23 protein-coding genes and 1 pseudogene are annotated in these 26,862 nt (G+C 47.2%); 12 read left to right on the top strand and 12 right to left on the bottom strand.

The features are described from left to right. Nucleotides 1–713 precede the first annotated feature (713 nt). Nucleotides 714–2,138 (bottom strand): 6-phospho-beta-glucosidase, encoded by a 1,425-nt coding sequence (locus tag AC6I8U_RS21405; protein ID WP_498018449.1) that lies wholly within the window; start codon nt 2,136–2,138, stop codon nt 714–716. A 247-nt stretch (nt 2,139–2,385) separates the two neighbouring features. Here AC6I8U_RS21405 and AC6I8U_RS21400 point away from each other — a divergent pair, with 247 nt between their 5' ends. Together AC6I8U_RS21400 and edd are read left to right on the top strand one after the other, a co-directional pair. Then, complete coding sequence (locus AC6I8U_RS21400) at nt 2,386–2,898, top strand: gluconokinase (protein ID WP_498019620.1); 513 nt, start codon at nt 2,386–2,388, stop codon at nt 2,896–2,898. Continuing rightward, nucleotides 2,895–4,730: a phosphogluconate dehydratase gene (gene edd / locus AC6I8U_RS21395; protein WP_498018448.1), complete on the top strand. Its 1,836-nt coding sequence runs from the start codon at nt 2,895–2,897 to the stop codon at nt 4,728–4,730. Before AC6I8U_RS21400 ends, edd begins: the two co-directional genes overlap by 4 nt. On the opposite strand, the gene AC6I8U_RS21390 is transcribed toward edd, so the two are convergent. The 3 genes from AC6I8U_RS21390 to AC6I8U_RS21380 form a co-directional block, all read right to left on the bottom strand. Next, nucleotides 4,727–5,734: a substrate-binding domain-containing protein gene (locus tag AC6I8U_RS21390; RefSeq protein ID WP_128649523.1), complete on the bottom strand. Its 1,008-nt coding sequence runs from the start codon at nt 5,732–5,734 to the stop codon at nt 4,727–4,729. The two genes, edd and AC6I8U_RS21390, sit on opposite strands and share 4 nt — an antisense overlap. 214 nt (nt 5,735–5,948) lie before the next feature. Further along, a complete protein-coding gene (locus AC6I8U_RS21385) occupies nt 5,949–7,376 on the bottom strand; it encodes a glycoside hydrolase family 1 protein (protein ID WP_498018447.1) in 1,428 nt (475 codons plus the stop codon). Nucleotides 7,377–7,385: 9 nt separating this feature from the next. Beyond that, a complete protein-coding gene (locus tag AC6I8U_RS21380; RefSeq protein ID WP_498019619.1) occupies nt 7,386–8,741 on the bottom strand; it encodes a PTS sugar transporter subunit IIC in 1,356 nt (451 codons plus the stop codon). Between the two features lie 226 nt (nt 8,742–8,967). Here AC6I8U_RS21380 and AC6I8U_RS21375 point away from each other — a divergent pair, with 226 nt between their 5' ends. The 5 genes from AC6I8U_RS21375 (at nt 8,968) to AC6I8U_RS21355 (ending at nt 14,532) form a co-directional block, all read left to right on the top strand. Continuing rightward, nucleotides 8,968–9,279, top strand: coding sequence for a PTS sugar transporter subunit IIB (locus AC6I8U_RS21375; protein ID WP_498018446.1), 312 nt, complete (start codon nt 8,968–8,970; stop codon nt 9,277–9,279). 16 nt (nt 9,280–9,295) lie between these two features. Further along, nucleotides 9,296–9,640, top strand: a complete 345-nt coding sequence (locus AC6I8U_RS21370) for a PTS lactose/cellobiose transporter subunit IIA (protein ID WP_498018445.1) — start codon at nt 9,296–9,298, stop codon at nt 9,638–9,640. A gap of 285 nt (nt 9,641–9,925) precedes the next feature. Continuing rightward, a complete protein-coding gene (locus AC6I8U_RS21365; RefSeq protein WP_498019618.1) occupies nt 9,926–11,230 on the top strand; it encodes an MATE family efflux transporter in 1,305 nt (434 codons plus the stop codon). 314 nt (nt 11,231–11,544) lie between these two features. After that, the gene (locus AC6I8U_RS21360) at nt 11,545–13,422 is read left to right on the top strand and encodes a LamG domain-containing protein (protein ID WP_498018444.1); all 1,878 of its coding nucleotides are present in this window, start codon (nt 11,545–11,547) and stop codon (nt 13,420–13,422) included. 153 nt (nt 13,423–13,575) lie between these two features. After that, the gene (locus AC6I8U_RS21355; protein WP_498018443.1) at nt 13,576–14,532 is read left to right on the top strand and encodes a polysaccharide lyase family protein; all 957 of its coding nucleotides are present in this window, start codon (nt 13,576–13,578) and stop codon (nt 14,530–14,532) included. Nucleotides 14,533–14,830: 298 nt separating this feature from the next. Here AC6I8U_RS21355 and AC6I8U_RS21350 read toward each other — a convergent pair whose 3' ends face one another. Then, entirely contained in the window at nt 14,831–15,046 is a 216-nt protein-coding gene (locus AC6I8U_RS21350; RefSeq protein ID WP_498018442.1) for a hypothetical protein, read from the bottom strand. 479 nt (nt 15,047–15,525) lie between these two features. On the opposite strand from AC6I8U_RS21350, the gene AC6I8U_RS21345 reads away from it, so the two are divergent. The 5 genes from AC6I8U_RS21345 to AC6I8U_RS21325 all read left to right on the top strand — a co-directional run bounded on the left by AC6I8U_RS21345 (nt 15,526) and on the right by AC6I8U_RS21325 (nt 20,668). Further along, nucleotides 15,526–15,978 carry a hypothetical protein gene (locus tag AC6I8U_RS21345; RefSeq protein ID WP_498018441.1) on the top strand — a complete coding sequence of 151 codons (453 nt, stop codon included), beginning with the start codon at nt 15,526–15,528 and terminating at the stop codon, nt 15,976–15,978. A 196-nt stretch (nt 15,979–16,174) separates the two neighbouring features. Further along, entirely contained in the window at nt 16,175–17,962 is a 1,788-nt protein-coding gene (secD, locus tag AC6I8U_RS21340) for a protein translocase subunit SecD (protein ID WP_498018440.1), read from the top strand. 2 nt (nt 17,963–17,964) lie between these two features. Beyond that, entirely contained in the window at nt 17,965–18,867 is a 903-nt protein-coding gene (gene secF, locus AC6I8U_RS21335; protein ID WP_498018439.1) for a protein translocase subunit SecF, read from the top strand. Continuing rightward, the gene (locus AC6I8U_RS21330) at nt 18,864–19,955 is read left to right on the top strand and encodes a calcium:cation antiporter (protein WP_498018438.1); all 1,092 of its coding nucleotides are present in this window, start codon (nt 18,864–18,866) and stop codon (nt 19,953–19,955) included. The genes secF and AC6I8U_RS21330 overlap by 4 nt, the downstream gene beginning before the upstream one ends. A 59-nt stretch (nt 19,956–20,014) precedes the next feature. Then, nucleotides 20,015–20,668 carry a DedA family protein gene (locus AC6I8U_RS21325; protein ID WP_498018437.1) on the top strand — a complete coding sequence of 218 codons (654 nt, stop codon included), beginning with the start codon at nt 20,015–20,017 and terminating at the stop codon, nt 20,666–20,668. 64 nt (nt 20,669–20,732) lie between these two features. On the opposite strand, the pseudogene AC6I8U_RS21320 reads toward AC6I8U_RS21325, so the two are convergent. From AC6I8U_RS21320 to AC6I8U_RS21290, 7 genes and pseudogenes are all read right to left on the bottom strand, one after another. Beyond that, nucleotides 20,733–21,394 (bottom strand): annotated as a pseudogene (locus AC6I8U_RS21320) (HAD family hydrolase). 1 nt (nt 21,395) lies between these two features. Next, nucleotides 21,396–22,415: an ABC transporter ATP-binding protein gene (locus AC6I8U_RS21315; protein WP_498018436.1), complete on the bottom strand. Its 1,020-nt coding sequence runs from the start codon at nt 22,413–22,415 to the stop codon at nt 21,396–21,398. Next, complete coding sequence (locus AC6I8U_RS21310) at nt 22,412–23,152, bottom strand: ABC transporter permease (RefSeq protein ID WP_498019617.1); 741 nt, start codon at nt 23,150–23,152, stop codon at nt 22,412–22,414. Before AC6I8U_RS21310 ends, AC6I8U_RS21315 begins: the two co-directional genes overlap by 4 nt. Before the next feature lie 82 nt (nt 23,153–23,234). Then, nucleotides 23,235–24,128: an ABC transporter permease gene (locus AC6I8U_RS21305; protein WP_498018435.1), complete on the bottom strand. Its 894-nt coding sequence runs from the start codon at nt 24,126–24,128 to the stop codon at nt 23,235–23,237. Further along, nucleotides 24,125–24,931 (bottom strand): alkaline phosphatase family protein, encoded by an 807-nt coding sequence (locus AC6I8U_RS21300; protein ID WP_498018434.1) that lies wholly within the window; start codon nt 24,929–24,931, stop codon nt 24,125–24,127. Before AC6I8U_RS21300 ends, AC6I8U_RS21305 begins: the two co-directional genes overlap by 4 nt. A gap of 26 nt (nt 24,932–24,957) precedes the next feature. Continuing rightward, on the bottom strand, nt 24,958–26,031 hold the full coding sequence (locus AC6I8U_RS21295) for an ABC transporter substrate-binding protein (RefSeq protein WP_498018433.1): 1,074 nt from the start codon (nt 26,029–26,031) through the stop codon (nt 24,958–24,960). A 278-nt stretch (nt 26,032–26,309) separates the two neighbouring features. After that, nucleotides 26,310–26,735: a septal ring lytic transglycosylase RlpA family protein gene (locus AC6I8U_RS21290; protein WP_498018432.1), complete on the bottom strand. Its 426-nt coding sequence runs from the start codon at nt 26,733–26,735 to the stop codon at nt 26,310–26,312. Between the last annotated feature and the right edge of the window lie 127 nt (nt 26,736–26,862).

Below are 26,862 nucleotides of genomic sequence, written 5' to 3'. Positions count from 1 at the left end.
AAGAACTAGTCTAATAGGATCACCATCACACTTCGCACAACTGATCGCTCAAAGCCTAAACAGATATTTCATCTTATTTATCAATAATTTAAAATGAAATATAGAATAAAAAATCGACTTAAATCAACGATAAACCAACAGGTTTACCCGCTAACCTCGAAGGTGCTGGTTTGAATATTTGAAAATTATCCTTCACTCTGAATACCAGTAAGCTTGCAACTTCTAAGGTGTCATACGAACAGCTCACTGATAGCGGTGATGGACTTGCTATCGGACGAAAAGCAATGATTATTCCAGGCCTGCCTGCTCATCGCTTTCCAGTGTCATCCTATCGGATTAAAACTCGGACTGTCGGGCGACGCGTAAGGTAGCTAAATACAGAGCACTTTTGCAGCCTCTCGCCATTGCGGCTCGATGAGAAATTGCTCCACTCAAGGTTAAATGCCCATTTTGCCCCATTGGATAGTGGGGGGTTATCTGGTCGCCAGGAAAAGCGAACAATGCCTTGTCATGAAAGAGCACCAATTAAATCTATGCGTGTACGGCTGCCCGTTGTTTACGATGTGAACCAACACACCGGTATTTATACAAAGATGACCCCTAGATGTAGCGTTAGGTCAGGACACTGCATCCAAGTGTGAAGAGACAAGTTAGTAACCCCCGTGAATCACTCGCTAGTATTTTTCCTAGCGAGTGAATTATTCGCTCATAACCTAAGCTAAATCTTCCCCGTTACTCGCGATTACCTTTTTGTACCAATAGAACGACTTCTTTCGAGAGCGCTCTAACGTACCATTCCCTTTATCATCGCGATCCACATAGATAAAGCCATAGCGCTTACTCATCTCACCTGTAGATGCCGCAACTAAGTCGATACAGCCCCAAGGCGTATAGCCCATTAATGGCACGCCATCTTCAATAGCATCGCCCATGGCTCCAATGTGTGCGCGCAGATAGTCAATGCGATAGTCGTCATTGATTTCACCGTTTGCTTCGACTTTATCCTTAGCTCCCAAACCGTTCTCGACGAGGAACAAAGGTTTTTGATAGCGATCGTAGAGCGTGTTCATCGCAATTCGCAGTCCCATCGGATCGATGACCCAGCCCCAATCACTGGCTTCTAGGTGCGGGTTACGAATGGACTTCACGACGTTGGCTTCACTGGTGTTGCCCTTGTTCATGTCTGCGGAAGCACAGCGTGAGGCGTAATAGCTGAATGAAATGAAATCCACGGTGTTTTTGAGTATCTTGAGATCTTCGTCATGAATCTCTAGTTCAACACCTTTATCTCGGAACGTACGCTGGGCGTATGATGGGTAATAGCCTCGCGCTTGAACATCAATAAAAAACAGGTTTTCTCGGTCTTTGTCGAGTGCCATTTTGACGTCTTCAGGCTTACATGAATATGGATAGAAGTTACCACCCGCTAACATACACCCTACTTGGTTTTCTGGGTTAATCTCGTGGGCAATTTTCGTCACCAAAGCACTCGCGACGAGCTCATGGTGGGCAGCTTGGTATTTCACTTGCTCCTTGTTTTCGCCTTCTTTGAAAAGAAGACCCGCACCTGAAAATGGACTGTGGAGCAAGATATTGATTTCGTTGAAGGTTAGCCAATACTTCACCAAACCATCAAATGCTTCGAAACAGGTACGTGCATATCGTTCGAAGAAACCTATCATCTCACGGCTGCGCCATGAGCCATAGGTATCCACTAAGTGCATCGGTACATCGAAATGGCAAAGTGTTACCAAAGGCTCAATACCATGCTTTTTGCACTCTCTAAAGAGGTCTTGATAGTACGCTATTCCCGCTTGATTTGGTTCCAGTTCGTCGCCCTTTGGAAACAAGCGTGCCCAAGCAATCGAGGTGCGAAAGACCTTGAATCCCATTTCCGCTAATAGAGCAATGTCATCTTTGTAGCGATGATAAAAATCGATAGCATCGTGGCTTGGGTAATACTCTGCTTCGTCCAGTGAAACCTGTTCGCGAAGCCCAAGTTTTACTGGCATTCGATTATCACCGTAAGGGATCATATCTACAGTTGTTAGACCCTTACCACCTTCACGATAACCACCCTCAGCTTGGTTAGCTGCTATGGCTCCACCCCACAGGAAATTCTTTGGAAATACCGACATCTTTACCCCTTAAATCCGACTTTAAAGTACGATTTGCTAGCGTTTAGAACACTCTATGCCAGCCCATAGCTCGCTGTAATCCAGTTTTTTATGTTGATGTGCTCTCGTTCACAACAATAAAAGTTACCGGTATCATGTTACCAGTAACATCGATAATATGAACCATAATTTAGACGTTTATCGAATTGTGCGGAGTGGATCATATTTCGATCCCAGAGGAGGAAACTTGGGGAAGTGCATTGTTGTAATGGGCGTTTCTGGCTCAGGTAAAAGCACGGTTGGCAAGAAAATAGCTGACACACTAGGCGCGAAGTTTATCGATGGTGATGATCTTCACCCTCGCGCAAATATTGACAAGATGGCCTCTGGCAACGCCTTAACAGACAGTGACCGAGCACCATGGCTAGAGCGCATTAACGATGCAGCCTACAGTCTGGGCCAAAAGAATGAGCATGGCGTCATCGTGTGCTCTGCGCTCAAACGCCGCTATCGAGATACATTGCGTTTCGGCAACAACAATCTCATCTTCGTCTTCCTCGATGGCGAATTTGAGCTAATCAGACAGCGTGTAAACCAGCGCGGTGGGCACTTTATGAAATCTTCTCTATTGCAAAGTCAATTTGAGGCGTTAGAGAGACCAGACTGTGAATTAGACGTCGTCACAGTGCCGATAGACATGCCGCTTGATGCGGTCGTTCAGGCTGCTGTGAAAGAGATCCGTATGAAACTCACTGATGTCTCGCTTGAGGTGGTCTCATGACTCATCAAGCCATCATGGCGGTCACCCAACGAATTGAGAAACGCAGCGAGTCCTTAAGACAAAGCTACCTCGATGCGATGACGCATCAACAGGAAGCCGGTCGAGGGCGCAGCCAGTTATCTTGTGGCAACCTAGCGCATGCGGTAGCAACAGCAGGTTGTGCAGACAAGCAGCGCTTACTTGATAACACTAGCGCCAATCTTGCGATTATCTCGTCGTACAATGACATGCTGAGCGCTCACAAGCCTTACGAGGTCTACCCCGAGCAGATCCAAACTGCGCTGGCTAAACTTGGTCATACCGCGCAAGTGGCGGGCTGTGTTCCAGCAATGTGTGATGGGGTGACACAGGGACAGCCTGGAATGGATATGTCTCTGTTTTCTCGAGACTTGATTGCCCAGAGCACCGCATTCTCGCTAAGTCACAACATGTTTGATGGTAACTTGCTATTGGGAGTTTGCGATAAAATCGCCCCAGGACAGCTCATGGGCGCGCTGGCTTATGGTCACCTTCCCACAGCGTTTATTCCCGCAGGACCAATGACGACGGGTATCTCCAACGATGAGAAGGTGTCTATCCGCCAGCAGTATGCAGCAGGCAATCTCGGTCAGATGGCACTGCTCGATATGGAATGTCGTGCTTATCACGGCGCGGGCACATGCACATTCTTTGGCACCGCCAACACCAACCAGCTCGTTTTTGAAGCCATGGGGCTAATGCTACCTGGAAGTGCATTTATCGCGCCTCATGACCCGCTTCGTCGAGTGCTAACGGAATATGCGGCGTTAGTCATTGCAAGTAGCAGTGCCACATCACCTCGCTATCGTCCGCTTTACGAGGTATTTACCGCAAAAAACCTAGTGAATGGATTGGTCGCTTTACTGGCTTCTGGTGGCAGCACTAACCACAGCATTCACATGATTGCTGTCGCTAGAGCGGCGGGATACATTCTCACATGGCAAGATCTCAGCGATCTGGCTGATGCAGTTCCACTGGTCGTTAACATCTATCCAAATGGATCGGCAGACATCAATGACTTTCAAGCCGCAGGCGGCGTGCCTGCTATGATGACCCGCTTGGCTCAGCAAGACCTTTTACATCAAGACACATTAACCGCGTTTGGTCACTTCAAAGATCAGCTCAGCTATCCGGCACTTGAAGAAGGAGACCTCGTATGGAAGCGCTCTAAAGGCTCTAGCGACCCGGCAGTCATTGCCAATGAAGGACAAACTTTCCAAAGCAGCGGCGGTCTAAAGGTTCTCAAAGGAAACCTGGGGCAAGCGGTCATTAAGGTCTCTGCGGTCAAGAAAGAGCACCGTGTTATTGAAGCCCCCGCAAAGGTATTTAACGATCAAAATGAAGTAGAGCGCGCTTATCAAAGTGGCGAGCTTAACTGTGATTGCGTTGTGGTAGTGCGCTTTAATGGACCAGCAGCAAACGGAATGCCAGAGCTTCACAAACTCATGCCACTGCTAGGTAACCTTCAGAAAGATGGTTTTAAAGTAGCGTTAGTGACCGACGGTCGATTATCCGGTGCATCAGGGAAAATTCCTGCTGCTATTCATGTCTCTCCAGAAGCACTCAGAGGTGGTGTCATTGCCAAGATTAAAGAAGGTGACATAGTGCGGCTAGATAGCGTCAAAGGATGCCTAGAGGTACTCAACGACCTTGACTCCAGAGACTGCGTGAAAATAGATAACGAACTCGGTCAAATGACCTGGGGAAGAGGGCTTTTTGCGCATTGCCGCCAAACGGTTTCAGCGGCAGATCAGGGGGCGAGCTTTCTGTACCCAAGCCTAGAAAAACACAATTTGGAGCCTGAACTCACCTAGAGGCTTTCGCCTTCAGTTAGGGTAAAGCCCATATCAAACACTTTTTGCTCAATAGTTTCTCCAGTTAGCGCCGATAGCAACAGCTCGGCGCTTTTTTTGCCTATCTCAAAACGCGGCGTTTCGATACTGGCCAATGTGGGACTAATGACTTTACCCATATCAAGTGAGTTAAAGCCCACCACGCTGATTTCTTCTGGCACTCGGCGCTGCTTGAGTCGGCATGCCATAATGGTACCGATCGCAATATCATCGTTAGTACAGAACACGCCATCAAGCTCTGGTTGAATAAGCAAAGCTTTATCGAGCAAGGTGCCACCAAGCGGGAAGCTAGAGTGCTCTTTGGTAAGGATGTGGAGTGGTTCAAGACCCGCTTCAACGACTGCCTTGTCGTAGCCCTGCATACGAAGCTGAGTTCGTGTATCCATGCGAGCACCAAAGTAAGCAATGTTACGTTTGCCTTTAGCAATCATCTTCTTAACGACCGTATAAGCGGCATCCATGTGATCAAGCCCTACTGCCATATCGATTGGATTTTGTGGTAAATCCATGGCTTCAACGACCGGAATACCCGCCGTCTTAATCATCTGCAAGGTACGCTCTGTGTGATTGGTATCGGTGAGTATCAGCCCATCAACTTGATAAGAGAGAAACGCTTCAATTTTCTTCTCTTCGATATCCTTATCATAGCTGTAGTGCGCGATCAAAGTATCGTAGCCAAGTGGATTAGTGACCGATTCAATCCCTTGTGCAAAGCTCGAAAAAACCTGGTTGGAGAGTGAAGGAAGTAACACACCGATGGCTTTACTAGACGACTTAGACAGCATCGCTGGCGTTCGGTTATGGATATAACCGAGCTCTTCCACCACCTGAGCAATCTTGTCTCTTGTGGCTTGTGCAACTGACTCAGGGTTTCGCATGTAGCGACTTACCGTCATCTTAGTGATTCCAATGCGATCGGCGATATCTTGTAACGTCGGGCGCGAACGTTTAGCTTCCATAGTCATTCAACGAACTCTCAAGTGTTATCAAATGTTACTGTAACATTTTTAATATTGTAGAGGGAACGGAAAACAGTGATTTACTGAGGATCAGTATTACAGGTGGAGAATAAAGAATTTTTATTCTTATTCAAATAGATAGGTAACATTTTCTAAAAGATGTGTGTTCGGATTCTTAAAATAAAAGTGTGGCGAGCGATCTCGCTCGCCACACTGAGTGTTAACGATATTCGTCATCAACCTTGATGTCTAGGCAACGAGTTTCTGACAATGCCTTATACCATTGACCGGATTTCTTAACGCGACGATTGCGATTGTCGTCCAAGTCGATTTCCACCAAACCATAACGGTTCTTAAAGGCGTTCATCGGTGAAACGTTGTCGGTAAATGCCCATAGCATATAGCCCTTACAGTTTGCACCATCCTCAATAGCTCGCAGCAGGTGGTAAAGATGACGAGAGATAAAGTCGATGCGATAGTCATCCTGAATCTGACCATTCTCATCCTTAAACTGAACTTCGTTCTCAATGCCCATGCCGTTTTCACTAAGAATCCACTCAATATTGCCGTAGTCATTCTTAATGCGCATCGCCATGTCGTAAACGATAGCGGGATCAATCTCCCAGCCGCGAGAGAAGTTCATTTCACGACCCGGTAGCTCAAAGCCACTAAAGTACTTCTTAGGGTGGAATGGCACATGTTTTGGCCACTCAGCCTCTGGTGCTTTCACTCGGTGCGGGTAGTAAAGGTTAGCACCAATGAAGTCCACCGTATTGTTTTTGATAATGGCGAGTTCTTCCGCTGATGGCGCAAAATCAATACCGTTACCCTTCAACAAAGTCAGTAGCTGTTCTGGATACTCACCTTTAATAGCAGGGTCTAAGAACACTCGATTGTAGAACAAGTCATATACTTCTGCCGCGCGCTTATCGTGTGCTGCGCTTGAGCGAGGATAAGTAACCTCTGGGTTGAGAACCACTCCGATTTTGCCGTCATAACCGCCTTCACGGTAGGCTTTGACGATTTTCGCTGTCGCTAGATTCTTCGCGTGGTTCCACACCATCCACTTGTTGGTGTCCTGCTCATACGGGTAACGAATGGCATCGAGGAAGACGCGCGTTTGAACCACAATCGGCTCATTAAACGTAAACCAGTGCTTCACCTTGTGACCGTAACGTCTAAAGACCTCTCGCGCATAATGCACAAACATATCAACGACTTTAGGTGAGCTCCAGCCGCCATAGTTGTCTAACAGGTAAGCTGGAAGTTCATAGTGTTCTAGGCAGAACATTGGCTCAATGCCTTTCGCCAACATAGTATCGATCACTTGATCAACATAGGTGGCATACTCTTCATCAACGATTCCCTGCTCATAGTCGAGCATAAAACGAGACCAGTTGATTGAGCTGCGGTAGTGGGTCAAACCCACCACCTGCATTAAATCAATGTCTTCGACATAGCGGTTGTAGAAGTCCGTCGCAACAGCAGGGCCGTAGCCATTGTGCCAAACCTTACGGTCGTTTTTGTACCAGACATCGATATAAGAGTCTTGACCTTCTTTCTTTCCACTCCAACCTTCGGTTTGCCATGCTGATGCAGCGGCACCGAGGATAAAGTCTTTTGGAAACTTCATAGAATATTGGGTCATTATTAATCCTTACGCTAATGCTTCTTTAGCTTCAACTTTCTCTTCTTCAGCTTCGAGGTTATCAAGCTGCTCTTTAAACTGGTTCTCACAAATCTTCACAAATGGTAGGTAGATGATGATTGCGGTAACAATACAAGCAAGCTGCGTTACCACGGCACCTAGTGAACCACCTGTTGCGAGCCATGCACTGAGTATCGGTGGACAGGTCCATGGAATCATTACCACCGCCTTGCCAGCGAAACCGATAGCTGTTGCGTAGTAACCAATAACACCAGTGACAAGTGGAGTGATGATGAACGGTATAGCAAGAACCGGATTAAGCATGATAGGCATACCAAATACCACCGGCTCATTGATGTTGAATGCACCCGGACCCACAGATAGCTTAGCGATTTCACGCATATCCTTACGCTTCTTACACACTAGGAATACAGCAACTAGAAGACCGATTGTGACACCAGAGCCACCGATGCTCATGTAGATATCCCAGAAAGGCATGGTAATAATGTTCGGGATTTCTTCACCATTTTCATAGGCAGTCATGTTCGCAGCAATCGCACCAAGTAGCAGTGGCTCACGAAGTGGTTTAATCATCTGGTTACCGTGAATACCCACCACCCAGAATACTTGAGCAAGGAACATCAGAAGCAGTACGCCAGGAAGACTTTGGATTGCACCCTCAAGTGGACGCTGAATCGCAGCATACGTCGCATCATAAAGCGTCATACCTGAGATTTCGTAGAATGCGAAACCGAAGGTCGCGATTGCAGTCACAGTAATGATCGAAGGTAATAGCGCCGAGAAAGAACTCGCAACATTTGGCGGTACAGAGTCTGGCATCTTGATCTGTAGAGAGTTCATAGTAAGTAGTTTGCTATATACCTCTACCGATAGAATCGCGATGAACATACCAAGGAATAGACCTTTCGTATCCGTGTACTGACGCGCAATCACGTTAGTCACTTCGAACGCTTCTCCAGCAACCACAACTTCATACGTCGTTGGGATGACGGCTACGAAACAGATCACAGCAAGCAGACCTGAATAAGCATTATTCTGACCATTCAGCTTACCGAGCTCGAGACCTATCATAAAGATGGCACCGATAGTCAGGAAGTTCAGCGTCGCGTAGTTGATTTGTCCCATTATTGGGCGGTATTCAGCCAGAAACGCAAAGGTTTCAAATGCTGCAAGACCCGACTGTGTCCCCATTACCATGTTAGAAATCAGTACGCCAAACGCACCAACGATAATGACTGGCATCAACATAACAAAGGCTTGTTTGATGGCCATGACGTATTTCAGGCTAGTAAACCAGCCCGCCCAATAATTGAGCTTTTCTGTAAACGCATTATTCAGCACGATCTATCCCCTTAGGTTCGTGTTATCCATTTTTGTTACGGGTAACAATTTCTAAAAACAAAGCAAAAACCGAATAAATGTTATCTTGAGCACGAAAAATCGGATAAATACGCATCAAATTTGAACTACGTAACATTTTTGCCTTATCACGTCTTGATGAAGGTTACGTTACCCGTAACACTAGAAACATAAATCGAGCACACGAGGTGCTCTTTACAGGAGAAGTGTTATGAAAATTCTATTGCTATGTTCTGCGGGTATGTCTACATCAATCTTGGTCAAAAAGATGGAAGAAGCTGCGAAAAATCAATCAATTGACGCTGAAATCCTTGCAGTGCCTATCGCTGAGTTTGAAGCAAAGCTAGCCGATTGGGACGTTTTCTTATTAGGCCCGCAAGTAAAGTTCCGCCAGCAAGAATTCTCAACGCTAGCTGCTAAGCAAGGTAAAAAAGTTCTGGCGATCAACCCAATGGACTACGGTACGATGCGCGGCGACAAAGTTCTTGCAACGGCAATCGAAGCGCTGAGCGAAACAGCTTAATTAGAGGTATTAAAGTATGGATTTAGAAGTCACTATCATGGGACTCATCTGCAACGCAGGTGAAGCAAGAAGCCTATCAATGGAAGCGATTAAATGTGCTCGTGAAGGCAATATGGACGGTGCTAAGCAATTCTTGGTGCAGGCTGATGAAGCGATCCGCCAAGCGCATTTAGTTCAAACCGAACTCATCGGTGCCGATGAGGGCGAAGGTAAGATCCCAGTCACCTTAGTGATGGTCCATGCTCAAGATCATCTAATGACGACCATTCAGGCAATAGAAAATGCCCGCGAAACTGTCCACTTGTACCAAAGATTAGGCAAACTCGAACAAAAGGTCGCTAACAGCGCCGAATTAGCTTAGATCTAACCACGCCCTGTCTTCCCCCGCTCCTCGCTCGACAGGGCGACTTTTTCACATAGCAGTCAAAGCGCACAACAGATCCTCTGCAAACCTACTTGCTGATTAGCGTGACTTCCATCTTATATCTCACCACAGTTTTGTATTACAATATAATGCCGTATTTGCACTGCACTCGCTTTGCATGATCCTTTAGCGCCCAACTCAACAAGGTTTTTTGTGTCTTCTCAATCTTACATCCGAAAGAACTTCTCGCTTGCCTGGCCATTAGCACTCAATGCACTGCTGATGCAGTCAATGCTAATGATCGATACGCTGTTGGTCTCTCCTCTCGGTGAGATACCACTCGCAGCAATGGGCATCGCCACCACTGTTGTCGCTTTTGTGCTCGGTATCCAGATGGCTTTGGCTAACGGTACACAATTGGTCCTAAGCCGCGCAGTAGGCTCTGGAAGAAAAGACGCACTTTCGAACTCTTTTTTGTCTGGCATGACAATCAACTTCTCTGTGGCGCTTCTGTTCTGGATCTTGTTAACCGTATTCGAGCAGCCTTTGCTGTCTCTGATAACAGACAAGCCAGAGCTAAATGGCGAAATCAGTGGATACCTTGATATCTCGAAGTACTTAGTCCTATTTACCGCCGTTACTCAGGTCATTACCGCACTATTCAATAGTATGGGGCGCAGTAAGATCCCGTTTAAAGGTTACCTCCTAGAGCTCCCTATTAACACGGCGCTTTCTTATGTTCTGATTCACGGTGTTCAATTAAGCGGTACTATTGAGTTTGCGGGCACTGGGGTTCAAGGCGCCGCAATGGGCAGCGTTATCGCTATCATCATTCGCATGGTGTTCTTATGGTGGTGCCTACGTTTAGAGCCTTTGGTCGAACTGAAAAAATCTAAATCGATAGCAGCGATGCTTACCAATATGAAAAAGCATTTCGCCGAGATTTTCCCTGTTGCCGCTAATGTGACCATTCTGTCTATTGGTGCAACAACATACCAATTGCTCTATGCTCAGCTAAACATCAACGCCTACGTGGCAATTACCCTAGTCTTCCCTTGGATTCGCGCTGGTACGCAATTTATCACTGCATGGGCGCACTCTTCAGCGATTACCATCAGCCAAGCTATTGGCTCTCGTAAAATGGACGACCTGACGAAAAACGTCGATACCAGCATCGATGTGGCGGTCGGTATTTCAGTCGTTTGTGCGGTATTCTTTGCCGGGATGCATTTTGTGCTCGCGGATATTTACCCTGATCTTGACCCTGCCACCTATCAGGCCCTTGCCGTCATCGCCCCGCTTTACATCTTCCTGCCGATTATTCGCGGCTACAACACAGTCCATGGACATGTATTAAGAGCACTAGGTAAAACTACTGCGGTATTTAAGATCAACTTTACGGGTCAGTGGGTAATATCTATCCCATTGTGTGCACTTATTATTCTTGGATTTGATGGCTCAATATTCTGGGCGTTTGCAGTACAGCCATTTGAAGAGATGGTGAAAGCACTACCGTTTCGCTCGCTAGCACGTAAGTCTTTGAAAGAGTTCGATATGAGCAAAGCAGACAAGCTTATGTATGATTAATAATTGCTAATTTCGATGACAAAAATCTAGCCACTTTCAAGTCAGTCCAACATATCAATGTTGGGCTGACTTTATTTCACGCCCTGTAAACTCCTCATAAGAATCACTCTTCTTGTAGTCACTTTCCTAATTGATTCAGGTAATACATCCGATAGAACTATCAATTATCGCAAGCTAGGTCACAAAAATCATACAATATATCGCCCCTTCCGTGACTGCAATCAAGCTACATATTCTTACATCTAGCAACACTTCGTTTAATCATACAATATTATTGCATACTAACACCAAGGAACGTGAAAGAGAGCGATATTATGCGAGTATCTAAAGTAGCAGCAGCGGTAGCCATCTCAACCGGACTTCTCATGGGTTGTAATGGTCCAGAAGTGGTTGATGAGAGTAATGGCGGTGGGAATAGTGGTGGTGGTACAACTCCTACATCGGAGCTAGCCGGTAGCTATTGGCAGATTTCTGAACCAAGCTCAGCAGCAGCTCAATCAAGCGCAGACTTGCCGAATGTGTATGTCTTCGATGGAACAACTCAACGTTACTATAACGATGATGATGACTATGGCACTTATACCATCTATACAACGACTTCTCCTGATTACGTTGATGATATCGATACGAACACTTTAACTTTCAAACACTACGACTCTGAAGGAAATGAGACCGTAACGACAGGTACTTACGAGGTCGTTAATGGTGAATTGAAAATCGATACAAGCAGCCAAGGTGAGCTATCTGGTACTGATCAATCAGAAAATAGCGAAGTAACAGCTGCGGTAACTGCAGCTAACGACAATGCGGGTTTCAACAATTCCGTTCAAATCCAAGACACCTTAACAACTGATGTGGGCGAGCTTCGTCTTAAGCTTTCAGACTCATCAACGGGTGCCACTGTTGACAGCATCGCATCTGGTCGCTTGACCGTTGACGTTATTTATCAAGTAGACGAAGACACCGCGCAGGATGCAGACGGCACTGGGGATAACGCATACATCTCTCTTTACACTAACGGTACTTCCAATAAAAACCTATACGGTGAAGTGATTCTTAGCGAAGGCAAAGTTCAATACCGCGGTGCCGGTGTTGGCGGTGTAAGCGGCGGCTCAATCACTGATGCAGGCGGCACTTTCACTAATGGTGAAAAACTTGCTATTGAGGTGACATGGGGCAATAGCGAATTTAAGTTTAAAGTAAACGGCGAAGAGTTTACTGGCGAAATCACTGAAGATGCGGCTGTTACCGTGATCTCATTGAAGATTGGCGACACTAGTAACACAACCAACTTTGAGTTTATTGGTGACAACTTATCTGTCTATTCAAGTGACAGTGGCTCTGAAACTCTGGTATTTGAAGACGACTTCGATAGCTATGCTGTGGGGCAAAATCTAAAAGGTAACCCATACAACAGCAGCACATCCGAAGCGACGGTTATTGGTGATGGTGATGCAGGTGCACCTGAGCCAGGTGATTTCCCAGAAGCCGTTCACGAGTACAATTTCGATAACGGTGACTTTACCAGTGATAGTGGTTCTGATGGTACCAGTGTTAAGTGGACAGGTAGCGCTGGTCTCAGCACCACAACAGGTGCATTGGGCGACGATGCCACTGCTGCTAGCATCATCCAGGATCAAGCAACAAAAAGTTATGGATATGCTTATTACACATCGGATGCAAACTCTGGTGCTGAGCAAATTGAAGGCTCATTCACACTTGAAACTGTCATAAAGAGAAACAGAGCCAATGATATTGATGTAGCACTCGTAGATTGGGCAGATACGAGCAACTATTTGGGTTATAAACTCTATATTGAAGGCGATAGCTCAAGCACTAAAGATATGCTGAAATTCAAGGTATACGGCGGTCAGGTCGATGGAAGCAATCTATCAACAGAGGCGGTTTCAGATGTAGCGATTGTAGATGATACTTGGTACCACATTACAGCCGTATATGATGAAACTACAAGCCTTGCTAATGTGTATCTAAATGGTATTGAAGTAGCAAGCAAAACTGTTAGTTGGGAGCTTGCAAAAAACGCCGGTGACAAATTTATTCTTTTAGGCGGAGCTAGCAGTTCAGACAAAAACTTTGACGGTTCGGCAGATAATATCGCTCTTTGGAACGTTGCACTAACGCCAGAGCAAATTATCGAGCGTGCTACTAAGTTTGGTCTTAACGATAACTAATAACATAACCTACCCAGCAAGCTTAGTGTCTTTCGCTAAGCTTGCTCAACTCTCAATTTCACAGACTCCACACCAACATTGTAAGTAATAAGCAAAGCTGCTTTTGGGGACACGTGTAGGGTGTCCCGTTTTTTTTGTTCTAGGACGTTACCTATGATGCATCAAGCTCGAAAGCTCGCACTTTCCACCCTTATCCCACTTATTCTGACCGCTTGCGGCGGGACTAACTCAGGCAATTCCGGTATTCCAAATACACCCGATATCGATGATTCTGGAAACTACTATGTATTGAGTAGCGCTTCACTCATATCGGATGGTCCAGCCAATATGGATACCTACGATTTGATCGAAAGTGTTCTCGGAGCAGGCTCTATCGAAGCGCCAGATCTCTACGGCGAACATAACCACAGCGGGGTAAAACACATCACAGAAGACAGCGATAATCAGGTCGGCGACTATTTTCGTTTTACTATTCATCGAGACCTAGATGGTGATCGAGATACGGATAAGACCGATCGCCAACGCAACGAAATCAAGGTCTACGACAAGTCTGAAGACTCGCTCAAAGGCTTTATGGACACTACGTTTGAGTACCGTTGGAAGTTTCGAATCGATGAAGATTTCGCTGTCACCAGCCACTTTACCCACCTATTTCAGCTAAAGGCGGTCTCTGACTTTGGCGACCCTGTCAGCCAACCCTTGGTCACCATTACCGGCAACACCAAAAGCGGTGTCAGTGGATTGGAAGTACGTCATGTCGATAGCCAAGACGCTAAGACCATGCTGCTTCATACCTCACAGCTAGGCATTGATTGGGCGACTCAAATACAAGGACAATGGCTAGAGGTATTTGTAAGCGCCAAGTTCAGCGAACAAGGCTCACTGGAAATGTCGGTGACACCACTTGGGTCTGAAACACCGCTGTTTACTGTCAATGAACAAAATATCGAGCTTTGGCGCTCTGGCAGCAATGGTAGTACCGACAACTTTGTACGACCGAAATGGGGTATCTATCGATCTCTTAATGACAAAGCGGGACTGAATGCCGGAGAGGATGAAGTCTGGTTTGCTGACTTTGAGATAAAAGAGGTTCAAAAGATCGAGCAGTAATCCCAAAATGCCGTCATCCCCTTGAAAAAGGGGATCTCACGCAGCGTCGGAAACGTAAATTAGTCATTACTTGTCAGTTAGCTATGCGCTTTAGGAGATCTTCACTTTCGTGAAGATGACGAGTGTTTTTTTAAGGTGACAGATAAAGTAGCTTCGCCGGAGAGGACGAAGTCTGGTTTGCTGACTTTGAGATAAAAGAAGTTCAAAAGATAGAGCAATAATCCCCAAAAATACCGTCATCCCCTTGAAAAAGGGGATCTCACGCAGCACGTCGGAAACGTAAATTAGTCATTACTTTTCAGTTAGCTACGCGCTTTAGTAGATCTTCACTTTCGTGAAGATGACGAGTGTTTTTTAAGGTGACAGATAAAGTAGCTTCGCCGGAGAGGATGAAGTCTGGTTTGCTGACTTTGAGATAAAAGAGGTTCAAAAAATCGAGCAGTAATCCCAAAATGCCGTCATCCCCTTGAAAAAGGGGATCTCTCGCAGCACGTCGCAAACGTAAATTAGTCATTACTTTTCAGTTAGCTACGCGCTTTAGTAGATCTTCACTTTCGTGAAGATGACGAGTGTTTTTTTAAGGTGACAGATAAAGTAGCTTCGCCGGAGAGGATGAAGTCTGGTTTGCAGACTTTGAGATAAAAGAAGTCCAAAAGATCGAGCAGTAATCCCAAAAATGCCGTCATCCCCTTGAAAAAGGGGACCTCTCTCAGCGTGTTGAAAACGTAAATTAGTCACTACTTTTCAGTTAGCTACGCGCTTTGGGAGATCTTCACTTTCGTGAAGATGACGAGTGTTTTTTCAAGGTGATAGATTGTGTCATTTCGACTATTTCTCTTGAAGTCTATACCATTTACCCACTCCAAACGCCCTGAGCAATAAAGACACACTTACTAACAGTTTTGCGGGCAAACTTTACCCATTTTGTGAACGCCATCCGCTATACTGCACGCGAATTTATCGATACAACCAATTATTGCTAAAGGTTCATCATTGCTTAAACGTTGCTATCATCTGCTTGTTACACTGCTTATTGCCGTATGTGCTCATACTGTAATCGCAGGCGAGCACGTGACGTTTGACTCAGCAACAGCCGATAGCCACATCATCACTGCACTGACGTTTTCTGAAGAAAACACCAACGTTATCGATTCCAATACCGACGATGAAGGCTCGGTACTCAATGACAATCTCGGTCCCTATTTTCTATCGACCTCAAGACGTATCATCGAAGATGGTCATGGTTCTGCGGTCAATACGGCGCCTGATTACTTTCTTCTGATTGCCTTTTTGACTCCAAAGCTACTCGATGTCGCCATGGAGCCGTCTCCACTTATTAGCCCACAAAGCGATTGGACGAGCAGCGCTCGCTATGCCTCTTCGCGGCTGTCTGGTTGGAAAGAAGCCAACACCCTCTACGTTCAAAAGCACGCTCGCCACAGTTAACTCTCTCGGCTCAGTTTGTCCGAGCCATTGCCACGCGCAGCCCAATAGCCATTTAGGTCATTTTGCTAGCTGATCACGCTAACCCGTTGATCAAAGCTACCAGTCTGTTTTTCTGATATTTAGAAAAACATCGGTGCCTTATTTCGTCACGACCCTACGCCTGCGCTCGACACAACTTTATTGTGAGAGTTTTCTTGTGAAAAAACGCAACTCGCAACCTATCAATAGGTTTGCTAAGTGGAAATACATCGTTCTTATCACGACCTTAGTCGTGATGCTTTTCAGCGCACTGCCGTCCATCTATGGCGAAAATGCGGCGCTACACATCAATCATCGAGGGCAGCAGTCCGATGCAACCAGCATCGCTCAACACCTGACCCAATCACGCATCACGCCGTCTTCCATTAAGCAAGACGGAGACACCACCGTTGTTATTTTAGACAGTGCCGAGCAACAGGCCGAAGCACAGGCGATACTTAAAAATCACTTAGATGAGTCCATCACGGTGGCACTCGCCATGGAAGCCGCTGCACCCCAGTGGCTCTTGAACGCGGGCTTTAGCCCTATCGCTCTGGGTTTAGATCTACGAGGTGGTGTCCAGTTCTTACTAGAAGTAGATATGGCACCTGTTTATCAAGCACATCAGCAATCCGTGATTGATGAGTTCACCTCCGAGTTTCGCGCCAGCCGAGGCCGCATCACCAACGAAGGGGTTCAGCTCACCTTGTTTGGGGACGGCGATACTAGCCGAGCGCGCAGCTTTGTTCGTCAGCAGTTTCCGAATTGGGATCGCTCGATACAAGATAACGTCATTCGCTTGACCCAATCCGATGATGAGAAAAGCACGCTGCGAAACTTAACAGTGCAACAGAACCTGCAGATCATGCGTGAGCGTATCGCAGAGCTCGGCATCACCGAAGCCTCAGTACAACGACAAGGTGAGAACCGTATCCGTATTGAGCTACCTGGCGTGCAAGACCCGGCAGCGGCCAAAGACGTGATTGGTGCCACGGCTTCGTTGGCGTTTCATACAGTCGCCGACACTCGCTCTAGCCGAGCGCTGACACTGAAAGACAATGACAATCACCCTATCACGCTTGAACGCCGTGCCATCTTAGGTGGCGAACATATTATCGATGCACGCGCTGGCGTAGGCGATATGGGTGCAGCAGAAGTGAACATTTCGCTGGATGCCTCTGGCGGCAGAAAGATGTCTCAATTCACTCGCAGCAACATTGGTAACCCGATGGCAACGGTCTACAGCGAATACAGTCGTAATGCCAAAGGTCAGAGCGAACAAGTAAGTAAAGTGATCAGTGTTGCGACTATTCAGTCACAGCTTGGCAGCCGCTTTCGTATTACCGGCGTTGGCAGTATGCATGACGCGCAAGAACTGGCACTTCTTCTGCGCGCAGGGTCACTTACCGCACCTGTCACCATTATTGAAGAGCGAACCATTGGCCCATCACTAGGCGCTGAGAACGTTAAAAACGGTTTCGCCGCTCTAGCGCTAGGGCTTGGATTAACACTCACGTTTATCGCACTTTGGTACCGCCGACTCGGCTGGGTCGCTAACACGGCACTTATCGCCAACATGGTGTGCTTATTTGGTCTGATTGCCTTGCTCCCCGGCGCTGTGCTTACCCTGCCAGGTATTGCTGGAATGGTACTGACTGTCGGCATGGCGGTAGATGCCAACGTGCTTATCTTTGAGCGCATTAAAGACAAAATGCGCGAAGGACGCACCTTTGCGCAGAGCATTGATCGGGGCTTCCAAAGTGCCTTCCACTCTATCTTCGATGCCAACCTCACCACCATGATTGTGGCGATCGCACTCTATGCCATTGGTAATGGCCCAATTCAGGGCTTTGCGATCACTCTCGGGCTCGGTCTTCTTACCAGCATGTTCACCGGCGTATTCTTGTCTCGCGCCATCATCAACCTCGTTTGGGGGCGTGATCAGCGCCGTGAAGTAAGGGTATAACCATGTCGATTACACATCGTTCACTTAGTCAAATTCGTCTTAGCATGTCGGCTTTATCGGCCGTGCTGTTTCTCTCTGCCATTTTGGTGATGGCCACCAATGGCTTCAATTGGGGACTGGACTTCACCGGGGGCATCGTCGCCGAGGTTCGTCTGGACTCCTCGATCATGGCAGGAGAGCTAAAACACTGGCTAGACAGCACCTTAATGCAAGATGTACATGTGGTGAGTTCATCAGAGTCGGGGCGCTGGATACTGCGCTACAACCAAATTGGCGAAGAAACCGTAGCGCTAGCTCCAATGCTAGAGCTAATTAGTGGCTCGGTTGAAGTTCTCAACAGCAGCATTGTAGGGCCACAAGTCGGGCAAGACATGGTAGAGCAAGGCAGCATTGCCATTTTGGCCTGTTTCGCTTTGACCATGCTCTATCTCAGCTACCGATTCGAATGGCGTCTTGCCCTTGGTGCTTTGGTGGCACTGATTCACGATATCGTGATTGTGCTCGGGCTGTTCTCGTTGCTCCAAATGGAGTTCAACCTGACGATATTGGCAGCTGTATTGGCGGTATTGGGCTACTCACTCAATGACTCCATCATCATTGCCGATCGCGCACGCGAGCTCTTCAAAGCAAAACCGAACGAGTCAGCCGACACGCTTATCAACGATTCTGTTCGTGCAACCTTCTCTCGCACCATTGTGACATCAGGTACCACGCTGGTGACGGTCTCGAGTCTTTGGATTTTGGGCGGCGCAGCGCTCGAAGGCTTCGCGATTGCGCTTTGCGTCGGAATTGCTTGCGGTACTTGGTCCTCAATCTCAGTTGGTGTCACCTTACCTCAGTTAATTGGCGTTGATCCGAAACACTATGTCGCTAAATCCGCAACCTTGGGAGACGAGATGCCATGATGCGATTTCTAAAGCAAGAATTTGTCCTACCACTTGCGATCATCACGGTCTTTCTGTTCAAGCTTGGCGGTGATGGCTTGTTGCAAACACAGATGTTCTCGGCGCTCGGTATTGCGCTGACCCTAGGTCTATTTGCGGTTGTCATGTCCGCCATCTTTGCCGTAGTGAGACACTCAGATGCACTGGCGATAAAGCTTGGTGACCCCTATGGCACCTTGATTCTCACGCTATCGGTGATACTACTCGAAGTCGTGATGATCTCATCGGTGATGCTCACCGGTGAGGCCAACCCGATATTGGCCCGAGATACCATGTTCGCGGTGGTAATGACGGTGCTCAATGGCTTGGTGGGTATCACGCTTCTGCTTGGCGGCATTAAGTATCACACTCAGAAATACAATCTAGATGGCATCAAATCTTACATGGTCGCGATTGTGCCGCTCGCACTGCTGTGTTTAGTTCTACCCAACTTTACCAGCGTGACTGAGTCTGGCGAGATGTCCACTACCTTGATGGCGACGCTGGTGCTCACCTCGATTGCGCTGTATGGCTTCTTCCTGTTTATTCAAACGCGCAGCCATACACATTTCTTTATGGATGAAGACCATCAAGACGAGCACGAGTTTCATGGACCACTGGGTAGTAACCTTTACCATTCCATTATGTTGGTAGGCTATCTGACCGTCGTTATTCTGCTCGCAAAGAGCCTAGCAATCCCAATCGATGGCACGGTTACGTCCCTTGGCGCTCCGGCAGCAATTGGCGGCCTAATTGTAGCGATATTGATCCTAGCACCGGAAGCCGTTGGTGCAGCCAAAGCAGCGCTTAATAATCAACTTCAGCGGGCGATGAACCTATTCTTCGGCTCGGTGTTGGCGACGATTGCGCTTACCGTGCCTGCAGTATTGCTGATTTCCAATGTGATTGAGCAGCCCATTCGACTCGGACTGGAGCCTGCCGAAATGGTGCTACTGGTCACCACCATCATCATGACCAGTGTCAGCTTTAGTAGTGGCAGAACCCACTCTCTCAATGGAGCGGCCCACTTAATCCTGTTTATTGCCTACATCATTTTGATGTTTGAGTAGCTTGGTCACCCAGCACCCAACAGTGCTGGGTTTGATGACAACACGTGTTAGGACACCCTATGCAAGAGATTTTAGTCGCCGTTTGGCACCACGATTTTGAAACGCTGCAAAGCGTGAGCTCATTAAAGGGATTCATAATTCTACTAGCGGTGATACTGCTGCTTGAATCCAGTTTCGTCTTTTTGCCTCTGCCAGGCGACAGCTTGGTGTTATTTGTGGGCGGTTTGGTGGGTTTAGGAATTATCGATTTTTACCCCGCTGCTGCAGCGTTATGTGGCGCCGCTTCACTCGGTAGTATCAATGCCTACCTACAGGGTCGGGTATTGCACCAAACTCGATTTATGCCCTTTCTCACCCGAGTGTTACCCGAAGACTCACTCCCCAAGGCAAAACGTCTTTTGGGAAAATATGGCTTCTTATCGCTATTTATCTCGCGCTTCATTCCGTTCGTTCGTGTGTTGACTCCGATGCTGATGGGGCTATCGAAACTGAGTTTTTGGCGCACGCTGAGCATTAGCATCACCAGCTCTGTCATTTGGTGTTTGGTACTGCTGCTCGCAGGTAAATGGATAATGATTCATCCAAGGCTTTATGACTATCAAGAGATGATCTCTAAAACGCTGGTTGTCACCAGTTTACTGTTGATGGTGAGTGCCATTATTGGATTGCTGTATCGATACATTACGTCGCGTAAGCGTAATGTGAGTATTTAAAAAGCAGAGGGCTCAACCTATCTCAAAAGGTTGAGCCCATTTTGATTAGCTCGGTATAAATTGATTACAAAGACCAATCAAGCTGCTGCCAGTCCTTCTTGTCACCGAGCGCTTTGAGCAGAGGACACGGGTTCACTAAGTAAGCGTAGTCAGCAAACTCACACAGCGGTCGGTCATTAATAGAATCGGTATAGAAGTGGATTTCCGAGTACTGCGTCGTGCTCTCTATCAGCCATTGCTCTAGCCTCGCCACTTTGCCTTCTCGATAAGTCGGAATGCCGTCGATTCGAGCGGTGTAACAGCCGCCCTCTTCCGCCAAATCAATCCCCATCGCCTCATCAATTCCAATACGTTTACCGATGGCCGACACCAAGAAACTCACAGATGCAGAGATGATCACCGTCTGAATGTTGTCACGCTTAAGCTGCTCAATCAGTATCGCTGCTTGGGGAAAAAACGAGGCATGATTTTCTCATCAATGCACTGCTCCACCAGCAAAGAGACGGCCTCTTTTGACACGCCAGACAGAGGCGACATGGAAAACTTCAAATAATCTTCCATATCCATATTACCTTGTGCATAGAGAGCCATTAGGCGTTTGTCTTCTTCCAAAAAATCAGGTGCGGTCGCTATCCCTTTTTCCACCAAGAATCGGTTCCACAGCATGGCACAATCCGCATCAAACAGCGTCTCGTCCATATCGAATACATAAAGGGGTTTAGACATTCTAGGCTCTCACGGGTTGAATTTCGTTTAGGTTAAACAGCAGCTCCAATTGACTACCAACAGACAGCAAGCGCTCTGATGAGCGGTTCAGCAAGTCGACAGTAAGCTCGCAATCATCTACATCCACTTGGTAACGAATCACGTTACCCAGCAACTGGTGATTTTTAATGATCCCAGTTCGCGGTGCAGAAATATGCTCTCCATACTGACGCCCTTGCTCGCGCACATAGATAGATTCAGGACGAATAGCGACTTTGCTGTTCACTTCCAGATCAAATAGCGATTTTGCTTGTGCTGCTTCCACCAGATTGTAATGACCCATAAAGCCAGCAACGAACTCGTTTACTGGATGGGTATAAATGGCTTCAGGCTCACCTTGCTGGACAATCTCGCCTTTATTCATCAAGAAGATACGATCAGACATGATCATCGCCTCTTCTTGATCATGGGTCACAAAGATAGTCGTCAGGTTTAGCTCTTTCTGAATGGTGCGGATTTGCTGGCGAAGATTCTTACGGATCTTGGCATCCAAAGCAGACAACGGCTCATCCAATAGCAAGATCCTCGGCTTCACCACCAAAGCTCTAGCAAGGGCAACGCGCTGTCTTTGGCCACCGGATAGCTGGTGCGGGTACTGTTTCTCTTTGCCTGTCAATTCCACCAGCTCGATCACCTTGGCAACCTCACGCTCTATCTCCACTTTAGCCAACTTTTGCATCTTAAGACCGAACGCTATGTTCTCTGTCACCGTCATATTCGGGAATAGAGCGTAGGATTGAAATACCATGCCAATGCCTCGCTGCTGAGGCGCAGCGTGCGTGATATCGACACCATCCACCAAAACCTGACCACCCTCTACAGGGTTCAGTCCTGCCAAACTGCGAAGTAGCGTCGATTTTCCGCAGCCACTGGGCCCGAGCAGAGTAATGAATTCCCCTTTCTCGATGGTGAAGTCAATGTCTTCGAAAACCGTGTTATTGCCGAATCGTTTGGTAAGTTGACTAACAGATACGTAGCTCATGATTTGCCCTTTTGTTGTTGACTGCTAAAACGGCTGGCAAGCCATGTCAGTAGGAAGATAAAGGAAAAGTATGTCATCACTAACGCAGAGGTAAAATGACCACTGGTTTGACGCATGTTATAGAGATAGATTTGCAGCGTTTCGTAACGAGTTCCCACCAAGATATTGGCGAACACAAACTCCCCCAATAGGAAAGAGAAAGATAAGAAAAGCGACGCCAACAAACCCTTCTTCAAATTCGGAACGATGATCAAGAGAAACGCCTTGGTCGTGCTCGCGCCTAGTAAGTGCGCAGCGTCCATCAAATCGTTCAAGTTGATCGCTTCGAAACTGTTGGATATCGCACGATACATAAACGGCAGCGCGATGGTGAAGTAGGTGCCAATTAAGATCCATGGCGTGCCAACCAAAGGCACCGCACTGTCAGCATAAATCTGTAATAGTCCCACCGAAGAGACCACTGGCGGCACTGCGAACGGCAGCAGAATAAGCACGTTCATCACTTTGTCGAGCTTTGGAAAGTAGTAAAACACCACAAAAATCGCCGGTAGGATCAACACCACACTCAACGCTAAGGCAGCGAAGCAAACCAACAGCGAACGCCCAAATGCCTCAAGAAAGCGTGAGTCGGTAAGCAGCTGAATGTACCAATTGAAGGTAAAGCCATCGGGTAATATGGTGGCTCCCCAACTTGATGACAGGGAATACACTAAGGTCGCGATGATCGGAATCAGCATCAGTCCAACGATTCCATAAACAACGGCTTTATGATAGTAAGTACTAACAATGCTTGTTAGCTTTTTGCTAGCGAGAGATTTGCTATTTTGAAGCATGATAACTCCTCGACAATAGCCACTGATTGATAACCGTAATGAAGGCGAGAATCGCCATTAGAATCACAGAAATAGCGGCGGCAAGATTCGGCTCTAGGAACAAATCGCCCGATACCAAACTCGCGATACGCACGGTAATAACGTTGTAGTTGCCCGTAGTCAGCGCATAGACGCTGGCGTATGCGCCCATCGCGTTAGCAATCAAGATAATGAAGGTACCGAGCAGCGCGGGAGACAGCACCGGTAGTGCAACCTGAGTCCAATACTGATGTGTTTTCGCACCAAGCAGCGCCGACGCGGACTGCCAATCATCTTGCAGCGCATCAAACGCGGGATACAACAGCAGCACACCTAACGGGATCTGGAAGTAAATGTAGATGACCAGAAGTCCCCATTTACCATAGAGGTTAAACCCCTCGATTAAACCATACTGCTTTAGGAGCAGCGTAACTGCACCGTTGACACCCAAAATGATGATAAAGGCGAACGCTAGAGGCACGCCAGCGAAGTTACTGCTCATGTTAGTAAAGGCAATCACACCATCGCGCAGCCTGCTGTCGACTCTGCGTAGTGATGACACCAGCAGCGCAGCAATGGCGAGACCAATCACACTCGACCACACCGACAACCAAATACTGTTACTAAAGGCTTGGATCATAAAACTAGAGTCAAATACCTCTAGGTAATTATCCAGCGAGAACTCGCCATCGTATTGAAAGCTATTAAAAAACACCCAAACCATTGGCGCGAGCTGGAACAGATAGAAAAACAGCACAAAGGGCGCGAGCCACAGCACGGGTTTAAAACGATTCCATAGAGACGCGCCCTGACGAGACTGCGTGCTGCCATTACTCGGCGTTGCGATTACTGAGCTACTCATAGCGCGATCATTTCCGGTGCATAAGGTTTACGATGCTCAAGCCCAAGAAGCTGACAACACAGTCCACAAAGCTCCGTTTGCTTCACGGTTGTATCAGTGTGGGTAAAGGTGTCACCAATGACAAACAATGGGACTTCACGCTCTTCAGGCAAGATGCCGCCGTGCGAAAGGTCGTCGTTCATGCCGTGATCACTGGTCACCATCACTTGATAGCCCGCATCAACCCAAGTACTGATGTAGTTCGATAGGTAGATATCCGCAGCACGAGCGCTGTTTCGATATTGCCTCGAATCCAAGCCATGCTTGTGCCCTGCATCGTCGATATTCATTGGATGGATTAGGAGAAAATCTGGATTGAACTGCTGTCGGAGTGATTCCGCATCGAGGAACAAAGCCTCATCAGGGTAGTGATCCCAATGATAGAAACGTCCATGCTGAATGTTGAGTGACTCATCGTCGGTGAAACGGTCACGCACTGCATCATACGGGGCTCGGTTGTAGAGTTCGCTCACCCAGTGATAAGCAGCCGCCGCCGTTACCTTACCCTGTGATTTGGCGAGACTAAAGATGGATTCTTGATTCGATAGGCGGACAATTTGATTGTTAACAATGCCGCTTAAGACAGGTGGCACCCCAGTCAAAATACACTCATAGAGTGGCCTCGACATGGATGGAAGCTCACACTGAATTGGGTATAGGGTTGCTTTTTTCTGCTCGATTAAGCCGTTCAAGTAGCCCATGCAATCACGGGCTACTTGATAATTGAGACCATCGAGGACAACAAGAATGACCTTATTGCTCATACTTACCTCTTACTTAGGTTCTCAAATTACTGCTGGTGAATAAGCACGTTTTCTTGCCACTGACGAGGCAGACGGCGTGCTGATTTTTCCCATGCTTTAAAGTCCGTCACAGGGTGCACGTTGCCGTACTGGTCGTTTGAGATCAGCTTTTCTTGGATCGATGCTGGCAGCTCAACATTGGATCGGATTGGGCGAGCGTAGCCCTCTGCAAGGTTAATTTGACCACGGTCGCTAAAAATGTGCTCACGAGCCAATTTCGCTGCGTTCGGGTTCTTCGCGTACTTGTTGATGATGGTGGTGTAGCCAGAGATGACCGAGCCATCTTGTGGAATGTTAACGCTAAAGCGCGAACGGTCGATTTGGTCACGGTAGTTCAGCGCGTTGAAGTCCCAAAGGATAGCAACTTCGACTTCGCCTTTTTCTAGGTTCGCAATGCTTGGGTCTGTGAATGACAGACGACCCTGTTTAGCCAGCTTTGAAAAGAACTCGATAGCAGGTTTAAGGTTAGATTCATCACCGCCATTAGCAAACGCTGCGGCTAGTACGGCGTTGTTTGCCTGTGCTGCAACACCTACGTCTCCAACAGTGACCTTGTAGTCACCCTCCAAGACGTCTTGCCAAGAAGTCGGCGCGTCTTTCACTAGGTTATTATTCGAGATAAACGCGATAGTACCGGTATACGCCAGAGCCCAGTGTCCATCTTTGTCTTTCGCCCAATCAGGAATGTCATTCCAAGTCGTTGGTTTATAAGGTTGCGTTACACCCTTTTGTACCGCTACGCGTGCAAAGGCGAAACCCACATCACCGATATCCGCTGTGGCATTTTTCTTTTCCGCTTCAAACTTAGCAATCTCTTGCGCCGAGCTCATATCAGTGTCTTGGTGCTTCAAGCCGTAAGTCGACGTAAGGTCATTCCAAGTATCTTTCCAGTTTGCCCAGCTACCAGGCATACCCACACTGTAAACCGCTCCTTCTTTTTTGGCAGCCTCAGCAAGAGCTTTCACGCTGTCGTCAGCCATAGCAGTCGAAGAGATCGCCGCAGCAATCAAAGTGGCAGTGCCAAGTTTTGCGATACTTGCACGGTTAAGCAAAGTTTTCATTGTCTCTATCCTTCTGGACTAGGTCAGTAAGTTCACTTTTTATGCTATTTCGCAAATGTGACAATTTAGGGCAGAGTTTTTGACGGTTTTGTGGAGGTTAAATGGCAGAAATGCGTCAGTTTGATGAAAGGAGTGGGTGGAGAGCTAGCTCTCAACGCGCGTCATTCCTGCGCAGGCAGGAATCTATTCGAGGCTTGGTGCGCGCTTGAAGAAGATCCCTGCCTGCGTAGGCGCACGGCCAGTGGGATGACGGCCATTTTGGATCTGGAAGAGAAGACTTAGTGCTTATACCTAAACGTATTACTATCATCAATCACATCAATTTTTACCGGTAAAGTACCAGCATTGATGTTCCCAATCTGCTCAAACGACTTTCGCGAAAGATCAATCACTCGCCCTTTGACAAAAGGACCACGGTCATTGATTTTCACATCGACGCTTTTACCATTGTTGGTATTCGTCACCCTAACAATGGTGCCGAAAGGAAGCGTTTTATGAGCCGCAGTATAGGCTCTCATGTTATATCGCTCCCCACTTGCGGTGCGCTTGCCATGGTATTTGCTTCCATACCAAGATGCTTGGCCAACAAGCTCATGAGAACGGGCATAACTGTTGGTTTTTGCATTATCGACGGACGCGGTTGAAGAACAACCAGCTAGAACTGTGATAACTAGAGCGATAAAAGCGAGATTGAGTTTTTTCATGTTGTTTGATTATGAGGTTATTAATTTAGTCGGACTGAGTTTTAATTATTGCTGATTTTGAGCGAAGCTGGGTTTTGATAACGTCATAGTTAAGAAAGATCTTAAAAGTGAGCAGGTTACGATTAAA

The sequence above is a fragment of the Vibrio sp. KUL80 genome (genome assembly GCF_059725495.1).
This window is presented reverse-complemented; position numbering and strand designations above follow the sequence as displayed.

Excerpts from the sequence above, each read along its gene's own strand:
- AC6I8U_RS21295 (WP_498018433.1), bottom strand. The coding sequence starts at position 26,031 with ATGAAAACTTTGCTTAACCGTGCAAGTATCGCAAAACTTGGCACTGCC.
- AC6I8U_RS21375 (WP_498018446.1), top strand. The coding sequence starts at position 8,968 with ATGAAAATTCTATTGCTATGTTCTGCGGGTATGTCTACATCAATCTTG.
- AC6I8U_RS21400 (WP_498019620.1), top strand. The coding sequence starts at position 2,386 with ATGGGCGTTTCTGGCTCAGGTAAAAGCACGGTTGGCAAGAAAATAGCT.
- AC6I8U_RS21360 (WP_498018444.1), top strand. The coding sequence starts at position 11,545 with ATGCGAGTATCTAAAGTAGCAGCAGCGGTAGCCATCTCAACCGGACTT.
- AC6I8U_RS21405 (WP_498018449.1), bottom strand. The coding sequence starts at position 2,138 with ATGTCGGTATTTCCAAAGAATTTCCTGTGGGGTGGAGCCATAGCAGCT.
- AC6I8U_RS21310 (WP_498019617.1), bottom strand. The coding sequence starts at position 23,152 with ATGCTGATTCCGATCATCGCGACCTTAGTGTATTCCCTGTCATCAAGT.
- AC6I8U_RS21365 (WP_498019618.1), top strand. The coding sequence starts at position 9,926 with ATGCAGTCAATGCTAATGATCGATACGCTGTTGGTCTCTCCTCTCGGT.
- AC6I8U_RS21385 (WP_498018447.1), bottom strand. The coding sequence starts at position 7,376 with ATGACCCAATATTCTATGAAGTTTCCAAAAGACTTTATCCTCGGTGCC.
- AC6I8U_RS21370 (WP_498018445.1), top strand. The coding sequence starts at position 9,296 with ATGGATTTAGAAGTCACTATCATGGGACTCATCTGCAACGCAGGTGAA.
- AC6I8U_RS21325 (WP_498018437.1), top strand. The coding sequence starts at position 20,015 with ATGCAAGAGATTTTAGTCGCCGTTTGGCACCACGATTTTGAAACGCTG.
- AC6I8U_RS21305 (WP_498018435.1), bottom strand. The coding sequence starts at position 24,128 with ATGAGTAGCTCAGTAATCGCAACGCCGAGTAATGGCAGCACGCAGTCT.
- edd (WP_498018448.1), top strand. The coding sequence starts at position 2,895 with ATGACTCATCAAGCCATCATGGCGGTCACCCAACGAATTGAGAAACGC.
- AC6I8U_RS21330 (WP_498018438.1), top strand. The coding sequence starts at position 18,864 with ATGATGCGATTTCTAAAGCAAGAATTTGTCCTACCACTTGCGATCATC.
- AC6I8U_RS21350 (WP_498018442.1), bottom strand. The coding sequence starts at position 15,046 with ATGACTAATTTACGTTTGCGACGTGCTGCGAGAGATCCCCTTTTTCAA.
- AC6I8U_RS21315 (WP_498018436.1), bottom strand. The coding sequence starts at position 22,415 with ATGAGCTACGTATCTGTTAGTCAACTTACCAAACGATTCGGCAATAAC.
- secF (WP_498018439.1), top strand. The coding sequence starts at position 17,965 with ATGTCGATTACACATCGTTCACTTAGTCAAATTCGTCTTAGCATGTCG.
- AC6I8U_RS21300 (WP_498018434.1), bottom strand. The coding sequence starts at position 24,931 with ATGAGCAATAAGGTCATTCTTGTTGTCCTCGATGGTCTCAATTATCAA.
- AC6I8U_RS21390 (WP_128649523.1), bottom strand. The coding sequence starts at position 5,734 with ATGACTATGGAAGCTAAACGTTCGCGCCCGACGTTACAAGATATCGCC.
- AC6I8U_RS21290 (WP_498018432.1), bottom strand. The coding sequence starts at position 26,735 with ATGAAAAAACTCAATCTCGCTTTTATCGCTCTAGTTATCACAGTTCTA.
- AC6I8U_RS21355 (WP_498018443.1), top strand. The coding sequence starts at position 13,576 with ATGATGCATCAAGCTCGAAAGCTCGCACTTTCCACCCTTATCCCACTT.